This is a genomic window from Gemmatimonas aurantiaca (assembly GCF_037190085.1).
Lineage (GTDB): Bacteria > Gemmatimonadota > Gemmatimonadetes > Gemmatimonadales > Gemmatimonadaceae > Gemmatimonas > Gemmatimonas aurantiaca_A.
In genome coordinates this window covers 17,777-38,022 of record NZ_JBBCJO010000016.1, presented here as the reverse complement: position 1 = coordinate 38,022, position 20,246 = coordinate 17,777, and the positions used below count along the sequence as shown (strand labels likewise).

Sequence of the window (20,246 nt, the reverse complement as noted above, 5' to 3'; positions counted from 1 at the left end):
CTGGATGTGCGACTGCCCCGCCATCAGCGCGTCCACCACCCGCGCGCTCACGTCGTAGCCAATCACCCGGAACCCGGCCGCCACGAACTCCATCGCCAGCGGCAGGCCCACATACCCCAGCCCGATCACCCCGATGACCGCCGAACGGTCGGCCACCCGATCGAGCAGTTGCTGCTTCAGATCCGGCTTCGGATGCTGCATGTCATGCGTCCCCGTCATCACGCTCACCGGCCGTAGAACGCACGGACCACGCCGATGACTTCATCGAGCTGTGTCGTGGTGAGTTCGGGATAGATGGGCAGCGACAGCACTTCGCGGGCCGCGCGCTCCGATTCCGGGCACTGGCCTTCGCGATAACCGAGATACGAAAAACACGGCTGCAGGTGCAGCGGCAGCGGATAATAGACGCTCGAACCGATGCCCTTGCTCTTGAGATGCTCCTGCAGCGCATCCCGATTGGGCACGCGGATGGTGTACTGATTGTAAATCGACGTGTTGGCCGGTTCGATATACGGCGTCACGATATCCGCGACATCGGCGAAGGCCGCATCGTAATAGGCCGCATTGCGGCGGCGTCCCGCGCTCCACCCTTCGAGATGCGGCAACTTGGCGCGCAACACGGCGGCCTGCAGCGCATCGAGACGGCTGTTGTACCCCACGATCTCGTGATAGTAGGTCTTGCGACCCCCGTGCGTGCGCAGCTTCATCAGCAGATCGAACAGCACATCGTCCTGCGTGACCGCCATGCCGCCGTCACCATACCCGCCCAGATTCTTCGACGGGAAGAAGCTGAAGGTGCCGATGGTCGCGGCCTCGCCGGCCATGACACGGCGGCCATCGATCATGCGGCTGGCCCCGATGGTCTGCGCGGCGTCTTCGATGACGGCATGACCACCCGCCGCGGCCGTCACCTGTTCGATCGCCGCCATCTGTCCGAACAGATCGACCGCGATCACGGCCTTTGTTTTGGGACTCACCGCCGCGGCCACACCGGACGGGTCGATGTTGAATGTGCGCGGATCGATATCCACGAACACCGGGCGGCCACCGACATTGTGCACCGCGCCCGCCGTCGCGAAAAACGTGAAGGGCGTGGTCACCACCTCGTCGCCGGGTTGCACATCCACGGCCCGCAACGCCAGCAGCAACGCATCGGTGCCATTCGCACATCCCACCGCGTAACGCGTCTGCGACAACGCCGCCACCTCGCGCTCCAGTTCACTCACCGGTTCGCCGAGGATGAAGGCCTGCGCATCCACCACACCCATCAGCGCCGCGACGACATCGTCACGGATGGTCGCGTACTGGGCTTTGAGATCGAGAAGGGGGACTGCCATGGCTGTCTGAGAAAAGGACGGACGAAGGACGAACGATGGAATTTCAGATGTTCACGCGCAACGGAAGCGGAACGTCCCGTCCCGTTTTCGCCGACTCGTAAATGCCAAGGATCAACTCGAGCGACTTGCGGCCCGCACGGCCGTCCGTGTCCGGGCGCGCTTCACCACGAAGCACTGACACCACATTGCGATAGTACCCTTCGTGACCGAAGCCGTACACGCTGGTGGGATTGGTATTGGACTGCTCGACGTACTTGTCGTCGTCGTCGTAGTCGGCAAACTGCCAGTGCTCCACCTTGTTCACCGCGGTCCCGCCGATCTTCACCGTGCCCTTCTCGCCAAGGATCGTGATCGACCCTTCGAGGTTCTTCGGGTAGGTGAGCATCGTGACTTCGATGGTGCCGATGGCGCCCGAGCGGAACTTGAGCACCGCCACGCCCGAGTCCTCGGCTTCGATGCGGCGGGCGAGTGTGGCAGTCTTGGCCATGACACTCTCCACCGGCCCCACCAGCCACTGGATGAGATCGACGTAGTGCGACGCCTGGTTCATGAACGCCCCGCCATCGAACTCCCATGTGCCACGCCACGGCGCCTGGTCGTAGTACTCCTGCGGACGCGTCCAGCGCACGGTGCAGTTGGCCATGTAGATGCGGCCGAAGCGGCCGTTGTCGATGGCCCGCTTGAGCAGCACGATGGGCGGATTGAGGCGGTTCTGCTTGACGACGAAGAGATGCACATGATGGTCGTCGCACGCCTGCACCAGCGCGTCGGCCGACGCCAGGGAGATCGCCATGGGCTTCTCGCTGATCACGTGACGTCCGGCTCTCGCCGCGAGAATGCCGTGCTGCGGATGCAACCCACTCGGCGTCGCGACCACGACCACGTCGCTGGGCACCTCGGCCAGCATCCGCTCGATATCCTGAAACCACGGGACACCAGCCGCGGTGCCTGCCTGCTCCGCCCGCTCCCGTACGGTATCACACACCGCCACCAACTGGAGATCGGAAATCTTCGCGATCGCGTCGAAGTGATTGCGGCTGATGCGGCCGCATCCCACGAGCGCGATGCGAATGGGCTGTCCTTTCGGAACGATTTTCTCCGTCACGCCTGCTCCTCCAGACGAACCACCACGTCGCCGCGGCGCTCGTACAGCGCGCCCGTGCCTTCACAGCGCAGCCGCTCCACGCCATCGGCCGGTGCAGCGGTGGCTCCATCGAGCGGCACCAGACGATGTCCGGCTTCGGACATCCAGCCGATGCGTCGCGCCGGCACCCCGGCCATCAACGCGTAGTCGGGGACATCACGATTGATCACCGCGCCCGCGCCGATGAACGCATACCGTCCGATCGTCACCCCGCACACGATGGTGGCGTTGGCGCCGATGCTCGCACCGCGCCGCACCAGGGTGCGACGGTATTCGTCCTTGCGCGACACCGCACTGCGCGGGTTGTACACGTTGGTGAAGACCATGGAGGGACCGCAGAACACGTCCTCCTCGAGTTCCACCCCTTCGTACAGCGACACGTTGTTCTGGATCTTCGCGTTGTCGCCGATGGTGACCTTGTTCATCACGACCACGTTCTGCCCGAGCGAACACCGGGCTCCGACGACGGCGCCACCGAGCACGTGCGCAAAGTGCCACACGCGGCTGTTGGCTCCGATGACCGCGCCATTGTCGACATAGGCCGACTCGTGCACCATGGCGCCGTCACCCAGCACGACATCCGCGCCGACATGTCCCTCGCCGGCGCGGGTGATCATTCCGGGAATGATCGTCGTGGTGGTGTGGTGCATGGTGCTCACGCGACGCCGGCCGGTTGCGCGGCCGCATCGTTCGCCCGCGCCGCGGCGAGGATCGCGTGCCACTCCTGCAACGACCGCACCACCGGTTCGCGCGTGCGACGCGCGGCGATGGCCTCATACGCCGCATTGGCCGCGGTCAGCGTGGTGGTGTACGGCAGACGGTTCGCGATGGCGGCCTGACGCAGCTTCTCGTCGTCCACCTGTGCATGCTTGCCGAGCGGGGTGTTCACGAGCAACTGCACCTCCCCGTTCAGGATCTTGTCCACGCCGTGCGGACGGCCTTCGTGCACCTTCAGCACGCTGGTGGCCGGAATTCCCCGTTCAGCGAAATATGCCGCCGTGCCACTGGTGGCCAGGATCGAGAAGCCGAGTGCGTGGAAACGCTGCGCCAGCTTCGCGGCCGTGGGCTTGTCGCTGTCGTTGATGGTGAAGAACACCGCGCCTTCACGCGGCAGCGCGTTGTCGGCCGCGAGCTGCGACTTCATGAACGCCGCGCCGAAGTCGTCGTCGATGCCCATCACTTCGCCCGTGGAACGCATCTCGGGGCCCAGCACCGGATCGAACTCGCGGAACTTGTTGAACGGGAACACCGCCTCCTTCACACTCACGTACGGCGGAACGATCTCCTCGGTGAATCCGACTTCGGCCAGCGACTCTCCCAGCATGAGCCGCGCCGCTGCCGACGCCAGCGAGATGCCGATGGCCTTCGACACGAACGGCACCGTGCGCGACGCACGCGGATTCACTTCGATCACGTACACCTGCCCGTCCTTCCAGGCATACTGCACGTTGATCAGGCCGACCACACCCAGGCGCCTGGCAAACGCGATGGTGTGCGCCTTCATCTGCTCCACCGCGGCGGGCGGAATGAGATACGGCGGCAGGATGCACGCCGAATCGCCGGAGTGAATGCCGGCGCTCTCGATGTGTTCCATCACCGCACCGATCACGACATCCTTGCCGTCGGACAGCGCGTCCACGTCGGCTTCAAAGGCGTCTTCGAGGAACCGGTCCACCAGCACCGGTCGCTCCTCGCTCACCCGCGCCGCGCGTTCGAAATAATCCCGCAACGACGGTTCATCGTGCACGATTTCCATGGCGCGTCCACCCAGCACGTACGACGGACGCACGAGCACCGGGAATCCGATCTGCTCGGCGATCTTCACGGCTTCGTCCACACTGGTGGCCGTTCCGTTGGCCGGCTGCTCGATGCCGAGTTCCCGCGCGATGGCTTCGAAGCGGCGACGGTCTTCGGCGGCATCGATGGCGTCGGGCGACGTGCCGAGGATGCGCACACCAGCGGCTTCGAGCGGACGGGTGAGCTTGAGCGGCGTCTGCCCGCCAAGCTGCACGATCACGCCTTCCGGCTGCTCGCGCTGCACGATCTCCAGTACGTCCTCGAGCGTGAGCGGCTCGAAGTACAGCTTGTCGGAGATGTCGAAATCGGTGGAAACCGTTTCGGGGTTGGAGTTGACCATGATGGCCTCGTACCCCTGCTGGCGCAGCGCGAGCACAGCGCGCACGCAGCAGTAGTCGAACTCCACGCCCTGACCGATGCGATTGGGGCCCGAACCGAGAATGACGACCTTCTTGCGCCCCTCGGTGGCCGCTTCGCTTTCCTCGTCGTAGTTGCCGTAGAGATACGGCGTGCTCGACGGGAATTCACCGGCGCAGGTGTCGATCATCTTGTACGACGGCCGCACATTCAGGGCCCAACGTTCGGCACGCGCTTCGTGTTCCGTCTGCCCGCGCAGCGTGCCGAGCTGGCGGTCGGAGAAGCCCAGCCGCTTCATGCGGCGCATGGCTTCGGCATCGACGCCGGCAAGACCCTGATACCACTGCTCGGCGTCGATGAGTTCGCGCAACTGATCGAGGAACCACGGATCGATGGCCGTGATGCCGTACAGCTCCTGCGTGTCCATGCCCAGCAGCATGGCGCGCTTGAGCTGGAAGATGCGCTCGGGTGTGGGACGACGCAGGGCGCCGCGCAATTCTTCCTTCGAGCCTTCGGTCAACCGATCGTCCTGCAGACGGTCGGCGATGGCCCACCCCGGACGGCCGGTCTCGAGCGCACGCAGGGCCTTCTGGAAGGCCTCCTTGAACGTGCGGCCGATGGCCATGGACTCACCCACCGACTTCATCTGCGTGGTGAGACCCGGATCGGAGCTGGTGAACTTCTCGAAGGCGAAACGCGGACACTTCACGATGACGTAGTCGAGCACCGGCTCGAAACTGGCCGGTGTGGTCTTCGTGATGTCGTTGGGCACCTCGTCGAGCGTGTATCCCACGGCCAGCTTGGCACCGATGCGCGCGATCGGGAAACCGGTGGCCTTCGACGCCAGCGCCGACGAACGCGACACGCGCGGATTCATCTCGATGACGATCAGCTCACCGGTGGTGGGGCTCACGGCGAACTGGATGTTGCAGCCGCCGGCGTCCACGCCGATTTCACGGATGATGGCCACGGCCGCGTCGCGCATCACCTGATATTCCCGATCGGTGAGCGTCATGGCCGGCGCGACGGTGATGGAGTCACCGGTGTGCACGCCCATCGGATCGAGGTTCTCGATGGAGCAGACGATGACCACGTTGTCGGCGCAGTCGCGCATGACTTCGAGCTCGTACTCCTTCCAGCCCAGCAACGAGCGTTCGATGAGCACCGAATGCACCGGCGACAGATCGAGACCGCGGCGTACGATGGTCTCGAACTCCTCGCGGTTGTATGCGATGCCGCCGCCCGTGCCGCCCAGCGTGAACGACGGGCGGATGATGGCCGGATATCCCGTGTCTTCGACCGCGGACAGCGCTTCCTCGAGCGACGTGACCGTGCGGCCGGTGGGACACTTGAGCCCGATCTTCTCCATCGCTTCGGCGAAGAGCTTGCGATCCTCGGCCACCCGGATGGCGCGCGCGTTGGCGCCGATCAGTTCACACCCGTATCTGGTGAGCACCCCGCTCTCGTGCAGCGCGAGCGCCACGTTGAGCGCCGTCTGTCCACCCATGGTGGGCAGCACGGCATCGGGGCGCTCCTTCTCGATCACCTTCTCGACGAACTCCGGCGTCACCGGTTCCACGTACGTGCGATCCGCAAATTCGGGATCGGTCATGATCGTGGCCGGATTGGAGTTCACGAGGATCACCTCGTACCCCTCTTCGCGCAGCGCCTTGGTGGCCTGCGTTCCGGAATAATCGAATTCAGCAGCCTGCCCGATCACGATCGGCCCGGAGCCGATCACGAGAATCCGGTGCAGGTCAGAACGTCTCGGCATGGAACAGATCGTCGATGATGTCGTCGAGAGAACGCGTTGCACGCCAACCGGTGGCGTGCTGCAGCTTCCGCGGGTCCCCGATCAATACGGGGACATCAACGGGACGGACCAGTGATGGATCCTCGGTGGGCACGGCGCGGACACCTGCTCGCGCCATCACCCGGTCGAGGACATCGCGCACCGACCATCCGGTGCCGCTGGCCACGTTGTACGCCTCACCCGGCGTGCCCCGCTGACAGAGCGAAATATACGCAGCCACCACGTCACGAACATGGAGGAAGTCGCGTATCGGCGAGAGGTTGCCCACCGGCATCGGTGTACCGGGTGCGGCATGGGCCAGCGCGCGCGCACGGGCCACCAGTGCGGGCAGCAGAAACCGCGCCGGCTGCCCCGGTCCACTGTGGTTGAAGCTGCGCGCGACGATGGTGCGGAGCCCCGAGGCCCGCCAGCACTGGAACGCCAGCACTTCCTGCGCGGCCTTCGTGGCGGCGTACACGGTGCGCGGCGCCTGCACAGCGTCCTCGTCCAGTTTCACGTCCGCCGCTGCGCCATGCCGCGCATCGCGGCCATACTGCTCGGCGCTGCCGGCCAGCAGGATCACCGGGTCGGCATCACCGGACGCGCGGACACGATCAAGGTGATGCAGCAGACGCGCCGTAGCGGTGACATTCACGTCCCAGGCCAGCGCCGGATCGGCCGCCGCCGTGGGCAGATGGGAGATGGCCGCCAGGTGGATCACCGTGTCCGCCCTGGCCTCCTGCACCACCGTGGCAACGAACCGGTCGTCGCGCAGGTCGCCGAAGCGCCAGAGGATGCCGTCCGGCATCGTCGGCACTCCGCGCGCCGTGACACCCACGGCCGATTCATCGACGGCAAGGGCCACCACTTCCGCGCCATCCGCGACCAGCGCGGGCAGCAGCCACTGTCCCACGAAACCGGATGCGCCGGTGACCAGGACGCGGTTCAGGGACCGGCTCGCGGCACCGTTCATCGCACGACCACCGACGGCAGACGCACCGCGCTCACCTGGTGGCGGCGTACCGGGCGAGGTCGGCTTCGACCATCATGGCGACGAGCTGGCTGAAGTTCACCTGCGGCATCCATCCCAGCTGCGCCTTCGCCTTGCCCGGATCGGCCACCAGCAGATCGACCTCCGCGGGACGGAAGAACCGCTCGTCCTGCACCACGTGATTGCGGTAGTCGAGGCCCACGGCATTGAACGCCGCCTCGCAGAAGTCGCGCACCGCATACGTCTCACCGGTGCCGATCACGTAGTCGTCGGGCGTGTCCTGCTGCAGCATGCGCCACATGGCGTCGACGTAGTCGCCGGCAAATCCCCAGTCGCGACGGGCATCGAGATTGCCCAGCCGCAGTTCGCGCTGCAATCCGAGTTTGATGCGCGCCACCCCATCGGAAATCTTGCGCGTCACGAACTCGAGCCCGCGTCGCGGCGATTCGTGATTGAAGAGAATGCCGCTCACCGCGTAGAGATCGAAACTCTCGCGGTAGTTCACGGTGATCCAGTGTCCGTACACCTTGGCGACGCCGTATGGCGAACGCGGATAGAACGGCGTGCTTTCGCGCTGCGGTGTTTCCACCACCTTGCCGAACTGCTCACTGGAGCTGGCCTGATAGAAGCGCGCCCCGGGCGCGGCCTTGCGCAGCGCCTCGAGCATGCGGGTGACGCCAAGCGCCGTGAACTCGCCCGTGAGCACGGGCTGATTCCACGACGTCTGCACGAAACTCTGCGCGGCCAGATTGTAGATCTCGTCGGGACGCGTGGCCTGCACGACATCGGTGAGCGATGTCTGATCGAGCAGATCGGCGGACACGAGTTCGACCCGATCGACGAGATGCGCGATGCGTTCGTACGGCGTGGTCGAGGAGCGACGCACGACTCCGACGACACGGTACCCTTTGGCGAGCAGCAGTTCGGCGAGGTAGGAGCCGTCCTGTCCGGTGATGCCGGTGATGAGCGCAGTCTTCACGCGGGGAGAGCGATGGAAGTGACGGGCTGGTTCAGAAGCGAGCGGATAGGCAAAGCGGGGAGCATCGCGACGCGAGCTCCCCGCTTGTACCCCGACAGACCGGAATCAGGCGACGGCGACCTGACCGCGCGGCGCGCGCTGCACCTTGCCGGCCGCGAGGCAGCGGGTGCAGACCTTCACCTTGATCACCTTGCCCGCTTCGAGCGTGCGGACCACCTGGAGATTGGGCTTCCAGGTGCGGCGGGTCTTGTTGTTCGCGTGCGAAACGTTGTTGCCGAAGGCAACACCCTTGTCGCAGCTGTAGCAGCGGTTGCGATTGATGGCCATGGGTGTGGTCTCAGCTGAGGATCAGTTCGATCCGCGCCATCTCCGCCCCGTCACCCTTGCGGTGGCCGGTCTTGAGAATGCGCGTGTAGCCGCCCGGGCGCGTGGCGAACGCGGGACCGAGCTCCTGGAAGAGCTTGTCCGCGGCTTCCCGCTTCTGGACGTGCTTGCCGGCGAGCCGACGCGCGTGAAGCGTGCCGGTGCGGGCCTTGGTGATGAGCTTTTCGACGAACGGGCGGAGCTCCTTGGCCTTGGCCTCGGTCGTCTCGATCGCCCCCTGCTCGATGAGCGAGGTGGCGAGGTTGCGAAGCAGCGCGAGGCGCTGCTCACTGGTCCGCCGGAGCTGGCGGTTGGCCTTACGATGGCGCATGGGAGATCAATCCTCGTCGTCTTCTTCGTCGGGCGCATTCTCGGCCGCGCGGCTGGGCGGGGTGCCCATGTCGAGGATGCGGACACCGTCCGCACTCTCTTCGTAGCGCATGCCGAAGTTGAGCCCTTCCTTCTCGAGCAGCGCGGCGATTTCCTGCAGGGACTTCTTGCCGAAGTTCTTGACCTGGAGGATCTGCGCCTCGGTCTGGCGAACCAGATCGCCGAGCGAGCGGATGTTGGAGTTCTTCAGGGAGTTGACCGAACGAACCGAGAGTTCGAGATCGTCGATCGGGGTGCGGAACAGATCGGCGAGGCGGGTGGCGTCGCTGTTGGCGGCGTCACCGGTCGCACCGGGCTGCGCGGACGCGGACGACCCGAAGCCCACGAAATACTGGAAGTGGGTCTGGGCCAGCGCGGCCGCATAACTCACCGCTTCCTCGGGCGACATCGTGCCGTTGGTTTCGACGGTGAGCGTGAGACGGTCGTAGTCGGTGCGCTGTCCGACGCGGGTTTCCGCGACGGTGAAGTTCGCACGACGGACCGGGCTGTAGATGGCATCGATGCGCACCACGTCGACCGACAGATTCTTGGTCAGTTCGGCCGGGTGCTGATCGCTCTCGATGTAGCCACGTCCCTTGTTCACGTAGAGTTCGATGTTGAAATCGCGCTCGTCGGTGATGGTGAAGAGGTGGTGCGCCGGGTCGACGATGCGTACGCCACCAGTCGCGACGATGTCGGCGGCGGTGACGGTGCCCGGGCCGGACTTGGCGATGCGGAGCACGGTCTGCTCCACTTCGTCCGGCAGGGAGAGCGTGAGCGTCTTCAGGTTGCCGATGATCTGGTGCACGTCTTCCACGACGCCGCCGATGGTCTGGTGCTCATGCACCACGCCGTCGATACGGAACGCCCACACGGCGGAGCCCCGCAGCGACGACAGCAGCAGTCGGCGCATGGCGTTGCCCAGCGTGTGTCCGAAGCCGCGTTCGAGCGGCTGCAGACGGAATTCGGCCAGATTCGGATTGTCCTCGCGCTTGGTTGCTTCGACAAGCTGCGGACGGACCAGCCCGGAGAGATCGATCGTTGCCATGATATCGTGAGATGAAGGTCACGCCGGTGCGGTATGCACACCGGCGACGCGCTGCCCCGCCCCGAACGCGCGGCAGCCCCGTAGAGGGGTTCGGGCCCCGACCACAACTGGAGTTTCGGGTTGTGAGTTTGGGGTTTGGAGTACTCCAAACCGCGAACCCACAACCCTGAACTGCTTACTTGGAGTACAGTTCGACGACGAGCTGTTCCTGCGCGGCGAGCGGCACGGCCTGACGCTGCGGCTTCTCGAGGACACGGCCGGAGAACGACTCCTTGTCGACCGCGATCCAGGAGAGCGACGCGCCACGCGACGCCTGCTCCATCGCGCCCTGCACGAGCACGAGCTCGCGCGAGGACTGCTTCACGCGCACTTCCTCGCCCGGGCGCACCTGATACGACGGGATGTCGAGCAGGCGACCCTTCACCTCGATGTGGCGGTGGCGGATGAGCTGGCGCGCGGCCTTGCGGCTCGGAGCGAAGCCCATGCGGAACACCACGTTGTCGAGACGCGTTTCGAGCGCGGCGACGAGATTGTGGCCGGTGATGCCGCCCTGCGTGGCCACCTTCTCGAACGTGTTGCGGAACTGCTTCTCGGACACGCCGTAGATGCGCTTGATCTTCTGCTTCTCACGCAACTGCTTGGCGTATTCCGACATCTTCTTGCGACGCGCCGTGGCCTGACCGTGCTGACCCGGAGCGTACGGACGACGCTCGACGGGGCACTTCTCGGTGAAGCACTTGGTGCCCTTCAGGAAGAGCTTCGTGCCCTCCCGACGACACTGACGGCAGCTGGGACCGGTGTAACGGGCCATGGATCACACCCTCCGGCGCTTGGGGGGACGGCAGCCGTTGTGCGGGATCGGCGTGACGTCACGGATGGACTTCACGGTGAGCCCGGCAGCGGCGAGCGCCTGGATGGCCGATTCGCGACCTGAGCCAGGCCCCTGCACGCGCACATGCACGCGGCGCACGCCGAGCGTGAGCGCTTCGCGCGCGCACTGCTCGGACGCCACCGTGGCGGCGAACGGCGTGGACTTCTTCGACCCCTTGAAACCGGCCTTGCCGGCCGATCCCCACGACACCGCATTGCCATGCATGTCGGTGATCGTGATGGTCGTGTTGTTGAACGTGGCGCTGACGTGGGCGATGCCTTCCGCCTCGACGACGCGCTTGGTCTTCTTCGCGGTAGCCATGGCTTACTTGGTCACCTTCTTCTTGCCCGCGATGGCGCGGCGCGGCCCCTTCTTGGTGCGCGCGTTCGTGTGCGTGCGCTGCCCGCGCACGGGGAGGCCGCGGCGATGACGCGTGCCACGATACGACCCGATGTCCATCAGGCGCTTGATGTTCATCGCGACTTCGGTGCGCAGGGCACCCTCGACGCGATGATTGCGCTCGATCTCCTGACGGAGCTTGTTCAGGTCGTTGTCATTCAGGTCGCGAACGCGCTGCGCGTTCGAGACCCCGGCGGCTTCGAGGATCTTCTGTGCCGTCTTGCGGCCGATCCCGAAGATATAAGTCAGGCCGATCTCGATTTTCTTCTCACGCGGGAGATCGACGCCAGCGATACGTGCCATATGTGCGCTTCCCCTCAGCCCTGACGCTGTTTGTGCTTGGGGTTGCGCTTGCAGATGATGCGAGTCACGCCCTGTCGCTTGACGACTTTGCAGTGCTCACAGATCGGCTTCACGCTGCTGCGAACTTTCACGGGTCACCTCGGCGCTCACGCGCCGATGGAAGTCTCCCGCACCACCTCAATCGGTGGCCGGCTGGACTCCCCATGCTGTTCATCGCCCCTGAAGCATCGCCATCCCTGACCGGGACGACCGATTCCGCGCATGGGCGAAGCAAATGTGGCCAGCGGATTGGCCGAGGACACTCGCCTTTGGCGCAAAAAGGCCAAAAAAGAGGCAAGCCCTTGAGCTTAGTGGAGTTTGGGGTGGGCCGCAAGTGACTCACACCGGTGCCGGTCGCCTGGGGCAGTCCTATTGAACTCCTGCCTGATCAGCTCCGCCCTGCTCCCTCTCGGGATGGGGACGGAGCGGCATCCGGACGCACTCGGCGCCCCGGCGTCAATATTTCAAGAGGGAGCAGGAGGGAGTTGGTCAGAATGGAGAGCAATAGGACTACGGGGCCGGTTGGGACCAGTATACGGGGCGCCTACGGCAACAGCCGGACGGTGACGGGAGTGACCCGGACGTGTTCACCCAGCCTCAACTGCCCCTCGATGGTATAGACGCCCGGTTCGACCTTGGGGGGCGGCGCGTTGATCGGACCGACCGCGTCGCCGACCCAGCCTTGTGTGATCGTGTAGCTGGCCCCGGGCGCCAGGGTTTGCCGGGAGGCGACCAACAGGCAGCTCCGCCCTGCAGGTCCCACCTGCCTGCCCGCGGCATCCCGCACCTGAAATGCCTGGATACAGTCGTTCGTGAGGATCTCCTGCACCCGACCCGAAATATTGGTCGCCGTCACAGTCACCCGGATCTCTTCGCCGACCCGCGCGACATCCTGGCTCACGGTGGTAGTGATCTCGAAGTCGGCGCGGGGTGCGGTCTGGTCGCCGCAGGCGATGGTGAGGAGACCGAGACTCAGCAGGAGCAAGGGCTTCTTCATGGAGTCCCCGATGGTTTCGAAAGGAAGCGGGGAGGAGCTGGTCAGGAAGGAGCTTGATAGGAAATATGCAGATTCTGCCGGACCGCCTCCATGGCAACCACCGGATCGGCCGCCGCGGTCACCGCGCGGCCCAGAATCAGCCACCGGGCGCCGGCGTCGGCGGCGGCGCGGGGTGTCATGATGCGGCGCTGGTCGTGCGTGTCGCCGCCCGGCAGACGAATACCCGGAATGAGCAGGCCGAGTCGATCACCGAACCGGGCGTGCACCGCGGCGGCTTCATGGCCCGAACACACGATGCCGGCAGCGCCCTGCTCCGCCACGTCGCCGGCCAGCCGCAGGACTTCGGCCTGCACGTCCACGTCCGAACGGCCCCAGGCGGCGCCGAGTCCGGTGGCGTCCATACTGGTCAGCACGGTCACGCCCAGAATGCCGCAGCTTCCTTCCGGCGCCCCTTCGTTCGCGCCGGCCACGGCGGCGGCGATCATCTCGGCGCCGCCGCTGGCGTGAATGGTCAGCAGCGAGGCGCCATGCCGGGCCACACTGCGCGCGGCCCCACGCACCGTGTTCGGGATGTCATGCAGCTTGAGATCCACGAAGACCCGCTTGCCCTGCGCACGCAGCCAGGCGACGATGGCCGGTCCTTCGGCGGCGAAGAGTTCGAGGCCGACTTTGTAGAAATCGCAGGCATCGCCGAGTTGCCGCACCACGGCCTCGGCGCCCGCGCGGTCGGGCACGTCGAGCGCCACGATGGGGATGGCCGCAACGGCCGATGGAGACGGTGCGGAACGGGCGGCGGCGTGATCGGTGCTGGTCATGCGATCTGCTGGAGGACGATCTGAAGTACGATCTGGAGAGGGTCAGCGGACATGCCGCAGCGGTGCGTCAGGACGGCCACCGCAGTGTGCCGGTGAGCGATGCGAGATCACGCACCCCTTCCCGATCACACCAGCGGTGCAACTGACGCACGATGCGTTCGGGGGCGCGGGGATCGCGCAGTGCGGCGGTGCCCACGCCCACCAGCGAGGCGCCGGCCATGAGATACTGCAGGGCATCGTCGCCGGTGCTCACGCCGCCCAGGCCGATGAGTGGCACCCCGGGAAGCGCACGACTCACGCGCCAGGTGGCGAGCAGGCCGATGGGCAACAGCGCCGGACCACTCACCCCGCCGCTGCCGAAGCTGAGTTTCGGCTTGCGATGCGCGGTGTCGATCACCGTACCGGGCATCGTGTTCACCAGCGTCAGTCCGGTGGCGCCCGCGTCGACGGCCACACGCGCGGTGTCGGCCATGGCGGCGCCCAGCGTGGGCGAGAGCTTCACGAAGATGGGTCGCTGCGTCTCGGCGCGTGCGGCGGACACGAGCGCGGCGAGCGCGACCGGATCGGCGCCGAACTCGAGGCCGCCCGCTTTCACGTTGGGGCAGCTCACGTTGAGTTCGAACGCGTCCACGCCCGGCACATCGTCGAGTCCGCGCACCACCGTGGCAAAGTCGTCCACGCTGTTGCCCACGACATTCACGAACACGCGCGTGCCGGGATGATGCGCCGGCAGCCAGGGCAGATAGTCGGTGCGCACCGCGTCCAGCCCGGGATTGGCGAGTCCGATGGCGTTCATCATGCCACCCGCGAACTCACTCACCCGCAGGGCGGGATTGCCCGCGCGCGGCGCGACGCTCACGGCCTTCGTGGAGATCCCACCCACCGCGGAAAGATCGAGCACGTCTTCGAGTTCCTGGCCGAATCCCGCCGTGCCCGATGCCAGCACGATGGGATTCCGGAACGCGAGACCGGCCACCGAGACGTTCAGCAGCGACTCCGCCGACACACCCGGTGAACTCACGGTGTGCTCACGATGTGCGACTCACGGCGTGCTCACCTTGCGTTCGTATTCGGCGAGATACCGGATGATGGCGTCGGCCAGCGAAGCGGTGAGTTCCGCCTGACGCGCCGGATCGGTCATGAATTCGGAGTCGAGCCGATTGCTGCCGAAGCCGATTTCCACGAGCACCGCAGGCATGAAGGCCGTCACCAGCACCGCGAACCCGGCCTGCTTGACGCCACGATTGGTGCCGGGGTGCACCGCCTTGAGTCCACCCTGCACGAGATCGGCCAGCCGTGAGGACTCGCGCAGATGTTCGTTCTGCGCCATGTCGCGGATGATGAATCCCAGGGGATCATCGCGGGAGGCGTCCACCGAGGTTTCGAAACGGATGGATTCGTTTTCCATCGCTTCGACGCGCCGTTCGTCTTCGGTTTTTGCTTCGGCCAGAAAATACGTTTCGTAGCCGCGCGCACCGCCCGGGTTGTTCCACTTCGGATTGGCGGCGTTCACGTGAATGGACACGAACACGTCACCCTTGGCCTGATTCGCGATGCGCCCACGATCGCGCAGCGCGATGAGTGTATCGGTGGTGCGTGTCATGACGACGGACACGCCGCGCTGCTCGAGCGCTTTGGCCAACTGCTTCGAAACGGCCAGGGTGATGTTCTTCTCGTAGATCTTGCGCGGCGCGCCGATGGGGCCGGACATGCCGTTGTCGGGCCCGCCGTGCCCCGCGTCGACGATCACGGTGCGCCGGCGTGTACCGGCCGGCGGTGTGGTGGCCACACGTGCCACCGGGCGCGTGTCGGCGCTGGGCGCGGGCGGCGTGCTGCGCGACACCGTAGACGTCGACGTAGACGTAGACGTGGACGTGGACGCGGCGGACGGCGCCCCGGCCGTATTCGGCCGCCCCGATGCCACCATTGGGGTGAATCGCCGCAACTCGCCCTTCTCGGCATCGAACATCACACCGGCCCCGAGCCGAGGCAGTACATCCACGGCGAGAGTGAGCGGCACATACACCGCGGTGCCATAGCGGAACACCCGTCCGGTGAGGGGCAGCGTATCCTCGGCCGTGAGTGCCAGACTGCTGCCGGCCTCTACGTCGATGCCGGTGGTGCCCACCTCGAACCGGAAACGACCGGTACGGGCGCGGTCACCCACCACCTGCCCTCCCAGCGCCTCCGCCAGCGCATCGGCCCGCACCGCCGTGCCACCCTCGGGGTGCACGACGGTGCTCACCGAACGCACGCGATTGCCCATGCGCACCGTCAACGCGGGGGGAGCCTTGGCGGATGCCGCACCCGCGGATGCGACACCGGCCGCGCTCCCCTGCGACCCACCGGCCGTCACCTGCAGCAGTAACGCGAGGGTGGTCAGCATGTCATCACCGATGCCGGAGGGCGCGCGCGATCTCGCGCTCGGCGTCCCGCTTCTTGATGTCCTCGCGCCGGTCGTGCTGCTGCTTGCCCCGCGCGAGCGCCAGACGGGTCTTCACGCGGCCACCCTTGAAGTACAGGTCCAGGGGCACGAGTGTGAGCCCCTGTCGCTCCACCGCACCGATCAGGCGACGAATCTCGCGCCGGTGCAGCAACAGCTTCCGCGTGCGCGTGGGGTCGTGATTGAACACGTTCCCCTGCCCATAGGCGCCGATGTGCAGGTTGAGCAGGTACACTTCCCCCTCCTTCACGATGCCGAACGCGTCGGTCAGGTTGGCCCGGCCATCCCGCAGCGCCTTGACCTCGGTGCCGGTCAGCACAATGCCGGCCTCCCACGTCTCCAGAATCTCGTAGTCGTGGCGGGCGCGCTTGTTCCGCGCAATCAGTTCGTTCTGCTCGTCGGTGTCCTTGCTGGCCATACGCGACGTAACGTAATCGCTGATCGGCGCGGTGGCCCCGGGTGCGGCCGGAGAATGCGGCGCGATGTCGCTGAATGCCGCTCGCTCCTGCCCGATGTGCCGCAATGTCGCGCGATCACACCGGTTGGCGTTGACTTCCGTGCCTCACGGGGCCATTCTTCCCGCCCTGCCGCTCACCGCGCCTCTGCGTGGTGGGTCGGGTCTGCCGAAGTGGTGGAATTGGTAGACGCGCTGCGTTCAGGGCGCAGTGTCCGCAAGGACGTGCCGGTTCGAGTCCGGCCTTCGGCACCTTGTGTTTTGTGTCTCCTGCCCGCTTCGGCGAGTACGGAGAGTGGATGAAAACGGAACGGGCCATGCTGCAATCGCAGTGTGGCCCGTTTTCGTTTGGCGTTGGGGTTCCGGCTCCGCGCCACTCAGTGCCTGAGCGCCGACGGCGGAACGTCTTCGGGCAGCGTGGCGTCTCCGAATGCCGCCCGGAGCGCTTCGTTCAGGGCGCTCCGGTACTCCTGGATGAGCTCGGTCGCCCGGTGGAGCTGGTCCGGCGTGGGGTGGCCAGCGCCGACACCTTCCAGGAGGACACGACCCAGACGGGCGGCCGGCGACTCCATGCTGCCCCGCACGGCGAGGGCCGCCGTATAGGCCCGCCAGCGGTCATTCCAGGCCTGGCCGTTTTGTACGTGCTGACGGGATTCACTGGCAATGATCGGGTGCAGCTGGTGCGCGACATCGGCCGCCGTCCGGTCGTCGAGCGCATCCCGTTCGGCCACGATGAGGCCGACGGCCCGACGCGCGAACGCCAACTCCCGGGCCGCAACACGCGGTTCACCCGCAAGTTCGCTCAGCCACCGCAACTGCGCGGGATCCGGATCGCTGAGCACATGGCCCAGGTAACTCGCCACTCGGCGGCGACGGTCCCTGGCCGCCTGCCATTCACTCCAGAACCCCATGCGTGGAGATCAGGGCTGGAGAATGGGAAGTCCGCCCGGGATCGCGGGGCTCGCAAAATGCGGCACACCGACCCGATCGCGCACCACCGACTCATCGTCGAGCAGATCGCTCAGCTTGACCCCTTCGAGGACTTCGTCGATCCGACGCTGCAACAGCATCCAGACGGGGCGGATACTGCAGTTCTCGGCTTCCGAACAGCGCCCCGCGTCGACCGGATGGCTGACACAGTGCAGGTCGAACGTGGTCAGCTCCGACGCCTGGATGACATCGCGTACCGAGATCTCCTCGGGCTTCCGGGCCAGTGCATACCCACCACGGGCCCCCCGCGTGCTGTTCACGATCCCCGCACGCCGCATCCGGAGCAGGATCTGCTCCACATAGTCCCCGGGCAGTCGCTCGCGGGCGGCCACATCGCGCCCGGTGACTGGTCCCGTCTCTCCACGGCGTGCCAGATGAAGGGCGCAGATCAACCCGTACTCGGCCCATGTCGTAATGCGCATATGTCGAGTCTAGGCCCCGGGGCTTTCGGAGACAAGCTATTTCTGGCTATTGCCGGCTACTGAGGGACGCCGATCTCCGTCATCTTCCGGAGATCGAGGACGGTGTCCACGTGATCGGCCGGCAGCACCCCTTCGCGCCGGACCAGGTCACGGATGAGCACGCCTTCCTTGACCGACCGTTTTGCCAGCTCCGCCGCCGCCGCATAACCGATCTGCGGCATCAGCGCTGTGGCCAGCGCCGCCGACCGCTCCACCCAGTATTCGCACATCGCTTCATGCGCCTGAATGCCGCGCACACAGCGCCCGGTGAGCGTCTGCATGGCATTGGTCAGGATCTGCATGGACAGCAGCACATTGTGCGCGATCACCGGCATCATGACGTTCAGCTCGAGCTGACCATGTTCGGCCGCCATGGTCACGGTCGTATCGCACCCGATCACCTGGAAACAGACCTGGTTGACCATCTCCGGAATGGACGGATTGATCTTGCCGGGCATGATGCTGGAGCCAGGCTGCACCGCCGGCAGGACGATTTCGTCGAGTCCCGTGCGCGGGCCGGACACCATCAGCCGGAGATCGCTGACGATCTTCGACAGATCAATGGCCAATCCGCGCAATGTGCCGCTGAACGCGGCCGCGTCCCCCATGCTCTGCATGAGCTGGATGCGGTCCTGCCCTTCCCGCAATGTCGTGATGCCCGTGATGGCCCGCAGATGTTTCACCATGAGCGCGGGATACGCGGGTTCGACGGTGACACCCGTGCCCACCGCGGACCCGCCGATCCCCAGATCGTTGAGATAGTCCGCGGCCTCCTGTATCCGTCGCCGACACCGCGCGAGCGTGCCCGCATAGGCGGCAAATTCCTGACCGAGACGGATGGGCATTGCGTCCTGCAGATGTGTGCGCCCCGCCTTCACGATGTGGTCGAATTCGTGCCCCTTCTGCGCCAACGCCTGTTCCAGTCCCGTCAACGCGTCCACCAGCGCCGGCAACTGCCGCAGCACCGCGAGCCGGATGTTGGTGGGAATGGTGTCGTTGGTGCTCTGCGCCATGTTGACGTGATCGTTGGGATGCACGGGGGCATAACGCCCGCGTGCCCCGCCGAGCAGCTCGTTGGCCCGATTGGCGAGCACCTCGTTCACGTTCATGTTGTGCGACGTGCCGGCGCCGGCCTGATAGGGATCGACGACGAACTGATCGAGATGCTGGCCGTTCAGCACTTCGTCGGCCGCGCGCACGATGGCATCGGCGCGCTCGGCATCGAGCCGACCGGTTTCCCGATGCGTCAGGGCGGCGGCTTTCTTGATCCACACCTGCGCGATCACGAACGGTTCGAGCGGTCGCAGTCCGCTGATGGCGAAATTCTGCACCGCGCGCATGGTCTGCACGCCGTACAGTGCGTCGGCGGGGACTTCGAGTTCGCCGAGGGGGTCTTTCTCGATTCGTGTGGTCATGATGAGCCTTTGGGTTGGCCCACGTCGCGCGGCACCACCGTCGCGACGTGGGGCCGCCCTGCGGTCAGGGCACGGACACCGTGGTGTCGATGGTGGAAACGATGTGCAGCAAGGTCTTGTCGTTCAGCACTTTTTCGTTGGTACGCCAGCGCGTGATGGTCAGCGACCGCAGACTGGCGGGACTGGCCAGCAAGGCGCTCATGCCGCTACTGGGGATGTCGTGCACACCGTCATCGGCGACGGCGCAGTAGATCTGTTCGCTGGCCCAGGTCGACGTCGGAGTGCCGTAGCGCAGGGAGAGAATGACGGCGGCGCTGGGATCGCTGGTGCCGTTCCAGCGGATGGTGAGCGGCTGACCGGCCACCGGCGTCGGCACCGGCTCGGGGATGATGGGTTCGGCGAGCTTCACGCCGATGTCGGATGCGGGGAATCCATTGGTTTCCCCCGGCACGGTCACCTGCACGACATCGCCCAGCGTATAGGTGAACGGCGATCCATCGGGTGTGGCGTACCGCAGCAGTGACGTGGAGTAGGGCAGCGTGAGGTTGGTGCTGCCCACGGTCATCCCGATCGACTCCCCGGCCCGGAACTGCCCCCGTGCGGGTGTGGTGGAGGTATCGACACTGGCATACACGCACTGATCGGATTGTTGCAGCGCGCTGTTGGGAACCGACACCGACAACGCGTCAAACACGATCATGGTGGCCGAGGCGGCGCCATGGGTCGCGCCGGCGTTGCGGGCCGAGATGGCAATGGCGCCGAATCGATTGGGCGTCGCGTTGGAATCGGTGACCGAACCACAGGCGCCGAGCAGCGACGCACCGAGCGCGGCGGCGAAGACGGCAGCAGGGTTCCGGAAGATCGACGAACTCATGGCAGGTC

General features: G+C 65.9%; 23 protein-coding genes and 1 tRNA gene. 1 reads left to right on the top strand and 23 read right to left on the bottom strand.

Annotation, left to right across the window (positions count from 1 at the left end):
- The 19 genes from WG208_RS18740 to smpB form a co-directional block, all read right to left on the bottom strand.
- A partial coding sequence (locus WG208_RS18740) for an NAD(P)-binding domain-containing protein (protein WP_337172921.1) occupies nucleotides 1-219 on the bottom strand: 219 nt, incomplete at its 3' end.
- A 5-nt stretch (nucleotides 220-224) separates the two neighbouring features.
- Nucleotides 225-1,337, bottom strand: coding sequence for a DegT/DnrJ/EryC1/StrS family aminotransferase (locus tag WG208_RS18735; RefSeq protein WP_337172920.1), 1,113 nt, complete (start codon nucleotides 1,335-1,337; stop codon nucleotides 225-227).
- A 43-nt stretch (nucleotides 1,338-1,380) separates the two neighbouring features.
- Nucleotides 1,381-2,442 (bottom strand): Gfo/Idh/MocA family oxidoreductase, encoded by a 1,062-nt coding sequence (locus WG208_RS18730; RefSeq protein ID WP_337172919.1) that lies wholly within the window; start codon nucleotides 2,440-2,442, stop codon nucleotides 1,381-1,383.
- Nucleotides 2,439-3,038, bottom strand: a complete 600-nt coding sequence (locus WG208_RS18725) for an acyltransferase (RefSeq protein ID WP_345787019.1) — start codon at nucleotides 3,036-3,038, stop codon at nucleotides 2,439-2,441. Before WG208_RS18725 ends, WG208_RS18730 begins: the two co-directional genes overlap by 4 nt.
- 98 nt (nucleotides 3,039-3,136) lie before the next feature.
- Nucleotides 3,137-6,409 carry a carbamoyl-phosphate synthase large subunit gene (gene carB, locus WG208_RS18720; protein ID WP_337172918.1) on the bottom strand — a complete coding sequence of 1,091 codons (3,273 nt, stop codon included), beginning with the start codon at nucleotides 6,407-6,409 and terminating at the stop codon, nucleotides 3,137-3,139.
- Nucleotides 6,393-7,400, bottom strand: coding sequence for a GDP-mannose 4,6-dehydratase (locus tag WG208_RS18715; protein WP_337172917.1), 1,008 nt, complete (start codon nucleotides 7,398-7,400; stop codon nucleotides 6,393-6,395). Before WG208_RS18715 ends, carB begins: the two co-directional genes overlap by 17 nt.
- Nucleotides 7,401-7,431: 31 nt before the next feature.
- Nucleotides 7,432-8,397, bottom strand: coding sequence for a GDP-mannose 4,6-dehydratase (gmd, locus tag WG208_RS18710; protein WP_337172916.1), 966 nt, complete (start codon nucleotides 8,395-8,397; stop codon nucleotides 7,432-7,434).
- Between the two features lie 105 nt (nucleotides 8,398-8,502).
- A complete protein-coding gene (rpmB, locus tag WG208_RS18705) occupies nucleotides 8,503-8,724 on the bottom strand; it encodes a 50S ribosomal protein L28 (RefSeq protein WP_337172915.1) in 222 nt (73 codons plus the stop codon).
- A gap of 10 nt (nucleotides 8,725-8,734) precedes the next feature.
- Nucleotides 8,735-9,091 carry a 50S ribosomal protein L17 gene (gene rplQ / locus WG208_RS18700; RefSeq protein ID WP_291260398.1) on the bottom strand — a complete coding sequence of 119 codons (357 nt, stop codon included), beginning with the start codon at nucleotides 9,089-9,091 and terminating at the stop codon, nucleotides 8,735-8,737.
- A 6-nt stretch (nucleotides 9,092-9,097) separates the two neighbouring features.
- The gene (locus WG208_RS18695; protein WP_337172914.1) at nucleotides 9,098-10,177 is read right to left on the bottom strand and encodes a DNA-directed RNA polymerase subunit alpha; all 1,080 of its coding nucleotides are present in this window, start codon (nucleotides 10,175-10,177) and stop codon (nucleotides 9,098-9,100) included.
- Nucleotides 10,178-10,352: 175 nt separating this feature from the next.
- On the bottom strand, nucleotides 10,353-10,988 hold the full coding sequence (gene rpsD, locus WG208_RS18690; protein WP_337172913.1) for a 30S ribosomal protein S4: 636 nt from the start codon (nucleotides 10,986-10,988) through the stop codon (nucleotides 10,353-10,355).
- Between the two features lie 3 nt (nucleotides 10,989-10,991).
- The gene (rpsK, locus tag WG208_RS18685) at nucleotides 10,992-11,369 is read right to left on the bottom strand and encodes a 30S ribosomal protein S11 (protein WP_012683464.1); all 378 of its coding nucleotides are present in this window, start codon (nucleotides 11,367-11,369) and stop codon (nucleotides 10,992-10,994) included.
- A 3-nt stretch (nucleotides 11,370-11,372) separates the two neighbouring features.
- Entirely contained in the window at nucleotides 11,373-11,750 is a 378-nt protein-coding gene (gene rpsM, locus WG208_RS18680; protein ID WP_337172912.1) for a 30S ribosomal protein S13, read from the bottom strand.
- 14 nt (nucleotides 11,751-11,764) lie between these two features.
- Nucleotides 11,765-11,881: a 50S ribosomal protein L36 gene (gene rpmJ, locus WG208_RS18675; RefSeq protein ID WP_012683466.1), complete on the bottom strand. Its 117-nt coding sequence runs from the start codon at nucleotides 11,879-11,881 to the stop codon at nucleotides 11,765-11,767.
- A gap of 452 nt (nucleotides 11,882-12,333) precedes the next feature.
- Complete coding sequence (locus WG208_RS18670) at nucleotides 12,334-12,786, bottom strand: hypothetical protein (protein ID WP_337172911.1); 453 nt, start codon at nucleotides 12,784-12,786, stop codon at nucleotides 12,334-12,336.
- A gap of 41 nt (nucleotides 12,787-12,827) precedes the next feature.
- Nucleotides 12,828-13,601 (bottom strand): orotidine-5'-phosphate decarboxylase, encoded by a 774-nt coding sequence (gene pyrF / locus WG208_RS18665; protein WP_337172910.1) that lies wholly within the window; start codon nucleotides 13,599-13,601, stop codon nucleotides 12,828-12,830.
- Nucleotides 13,602-13,668: 67 nt separating this feature from the next.
- Nucleotides 13,669-14,622 (bottom strand): dihydroorotate dehydrogenase, encoded by a 954-nt coding sequence (locus WG208_RS18660; RefSeq protein WP_337172909.1) that lies wholly within the window; start codon nucleotides 14,620-14,622, stop codon nucleotides 13,669-13,671.
- A gap of 21 nt (nucleotides 14,623-14,643) precedes the next feature.
- On the bottom strand, nucleotides 14,644-15,987 hold the full coding sequence (locus WG208_RS18655) for an N-acetylmuramoyl-L-alanine amidase (protein ID WP_337172908.1): 1,344 nt from the start codon (nucleotides 15,985-15,987) through the stop codon (nucleotides 14,644-14,646).
- Between the two features lie 4 nt (nucleotides 15,988-15,991).
- The gene (smpB, locus tag WG208_RS18650; protein ID WP_337172907.1) at nucleotides 15,992-16,462 is read right to left on the bottom strand and encodes an SsrA-binding protein SmpB; all 471 of its coding nucleotides are present in this window, start codon (nucleotides 16,460-16,462) and stop codon (nucleotides 15,992-15,994) included.
- A gap of 204 nt (nucleotides 16,463-16,666) precedes the next feature.
- On the opposite strand from smpB, the gene WG208_RS18645 reads away from it, so the two are divergent.
- Nucleotides 16,667-16,750, top strand: a tRNA-Leu gene (locus WG208_RS18645).
- A gap of 125 nt (nucleotides 16,751-16,875) precedes the next feature.
- On the opposite strand, the gene WG208_RS18640 is transcribed toward WG208_RS18645, so the two are convergent.
- The 4 genes from WG208_RS18640 to WG208_RS18625 form a co-directional block, all read right to left on the bottom strand.
- Nucleotides 16,876-17,409, bottom strand: a complete 534-nt coding sequence (locus WG208_RS18640; RefSeq protein WP_337172906.1) for a hypothetical protein — start codon at nucleotides 17,407-17,409, stop codon at nucleotides 16,876-16,878.
- A gap of 9 nt (nucleotides 17,410-17,418) precedes the next feature.
- Nucleotides 17,419-17,910 carry an Rrf2 family transcriptional regulator gene (locus WG208_RS18635; protein WP_337172905.1) on the bottom strand — a complete coding sequence of 164 codons (492 nt, stop codon included), beginning with the start codon at nucleotides 17,908-17,910 and terminating at the stop codon, nucleotides 17,419-17,421.
- A 56-nt stretch (nucleotides 17,911-17,966) separates the two neighbouring features.
- Complete coding sequence (locus WG208_RS18630; protein WP_337172904.1) at nucleotides 17,967-19,364, bottom strand: aspartate ammonia-lyase; 1,398 nt, start codon at nucleotides 19,362-19,364, stop codon at nucleotides 17,967-17,969.
- Nucleotides 19,365-19,428: 64 nt separating this feature from the next.
- Nucleotides 19,429-20,238 (bottom strand): hypothetical protein, encoded by an 810-nt coding sequence (locus WG208_RS18625; RefSeq protein ID WP_337172903.1) that lies wholly within the window; start codon nucleotides 20,236-20,238, stop codon nucleotides 19,429-19,431.
- Nucleotides 20,239-20,246: the final 8 nt, after the last annotated feature.

What these genes read in the sequence shown, in the direction of transcription:
- WG208_RS18735 (WP_337172920.1), bottom strand. Translation starts at nt 1,337, where the DNA reads ATGGCAGTCCCCCTTCTCGATCTCAAAGCCCAGTACGCGACCATCCGT.
- WG208_RS18725 (WP_345787019.1), bottom strand. Translation starts at nt 3,038, where the DNA reads ATGGTGCACGAGTCGGCCTATGTCGACAATGGCGCGGTCATCGGAGCC.
- carB (WP_337172918.1), bottom strand. Translation starts at nt 6,409, where the DNA reads ATGCCGAGACGTTCTGACCTGCACCGGATTCTCGTGATCGGCTCCGGG.
- WG208_RS18715 (WP_337172917.1), bottom strand. Translation starts at nt 7,400, where the DNA reads ATGAACGGTGCCGCGAGCCGGTCCCTGAACCGCGTCCTGGTCACCGGC.
- rpmB (WP_337172915.1), bottom strand. Translation starts at nt 8,724, where the DNA reads ATGGCCATCAATCGCAACCGCTGCTACAGCTGCGACAAGGGTGTTGCC.
- rplQ (WP_291260398.1), bottom strand. Translation starts at nt 9,091, where the DNA reads ATGCGCCATCGTAAGGCCAACCGCCAGCTCCGGCGGACCAGTGAGCAG.
- WG208_RS18695 (WP_337172914.1), bottom strand. Translation starts at nt 10,177, where the DNA reads ATGGCAACGATCGATCTCTCCGGGCTGGTCCGTCCGCAGCTTGTCGAA.
- rpsD (WP_337172913.1), bottom strand. Translation starts at nt 10,988, where the DNA reads ATGGCCCGTTACACCGGTCCCAGCTGCCGTCAGTGTCGTCGGGAGGGC.
- rpsK (WP_012683464.1), bottom strand. Translation starts at nt 11,369, where the DNA reads ATGGCTACCGCGAAGAAGACCAAGCGCGTCGTCGAGGCGGAAGGCATC.
- rpsM (WP_337172912.1), bottom strand. Translation starts at nt 11,750, where the DNA reads ATGGCACGTATCGCTGGCGTCGATCTCCCGCGTGAGAAGAAAATCGAG.
- WG208_RS18670 (WP_337172911.1), bottom strand. Translation starts at nt 12,786, where the DNA reads ATGAAGAAGCCCTTGCTCCTGCTGAGTCTCGGTCTCCTCACCATCGCC.
- pyrF (WP_337172910.1), bottom strand. Translation starts at nt 13,601, where the DNA reads ATGACCAGCACCGATCACGCCGCCGCCCGTTCCGCACCGTCTCCATCG.
- WG208_RS18655 (WP_337172908.1), bottom strand. Translation starts at nt 15,987, where the DNA reads ATGCTGACCACCCTCGCGTTACTGCTGCAGGTGACGGCCGGTGGGTCG.
- smpB (WP_337172907.1), bottom strand. Translation starts at nt 16,462, where the DNA reads ATGGCCAGCAAGGACACCGACGAGCAGAACGAACTGATTGCGCGGAAC.
- WG208_RS18640 (WP_337172906.1), bottom strand. Translation starts at nt 17,409, where the DNA reads ATGGGGTTCTGGAGTGAATGGCAGGCGGCCAGGGACCGTCGCCGCCGA.
- WG208_RS18635 (WP_337172905.1), bottom strand. Translation starts at nt 17,910, where the DNA reads ATGCGCATTACGACATGGGCCGAGTACGGGTTGATCTGCGCCCTTCAT.
- WG208_RS18630 (WP_337172904.1), bottom strand. Translation starts at nt 19,364, where the DNA reads ATGACCACACGAATCGAGAAAGACCCCCTCGGCGAACTCGAAGTCCCC.
- WG208_RS18625 (WP_337172903.1), bottom strand. Translation starts at nt 20,238, where the DNA reads ATGAGTTCGTCGATCTTCCGGAACCCTGCTGCCGTCTTCGCCGCCGCG.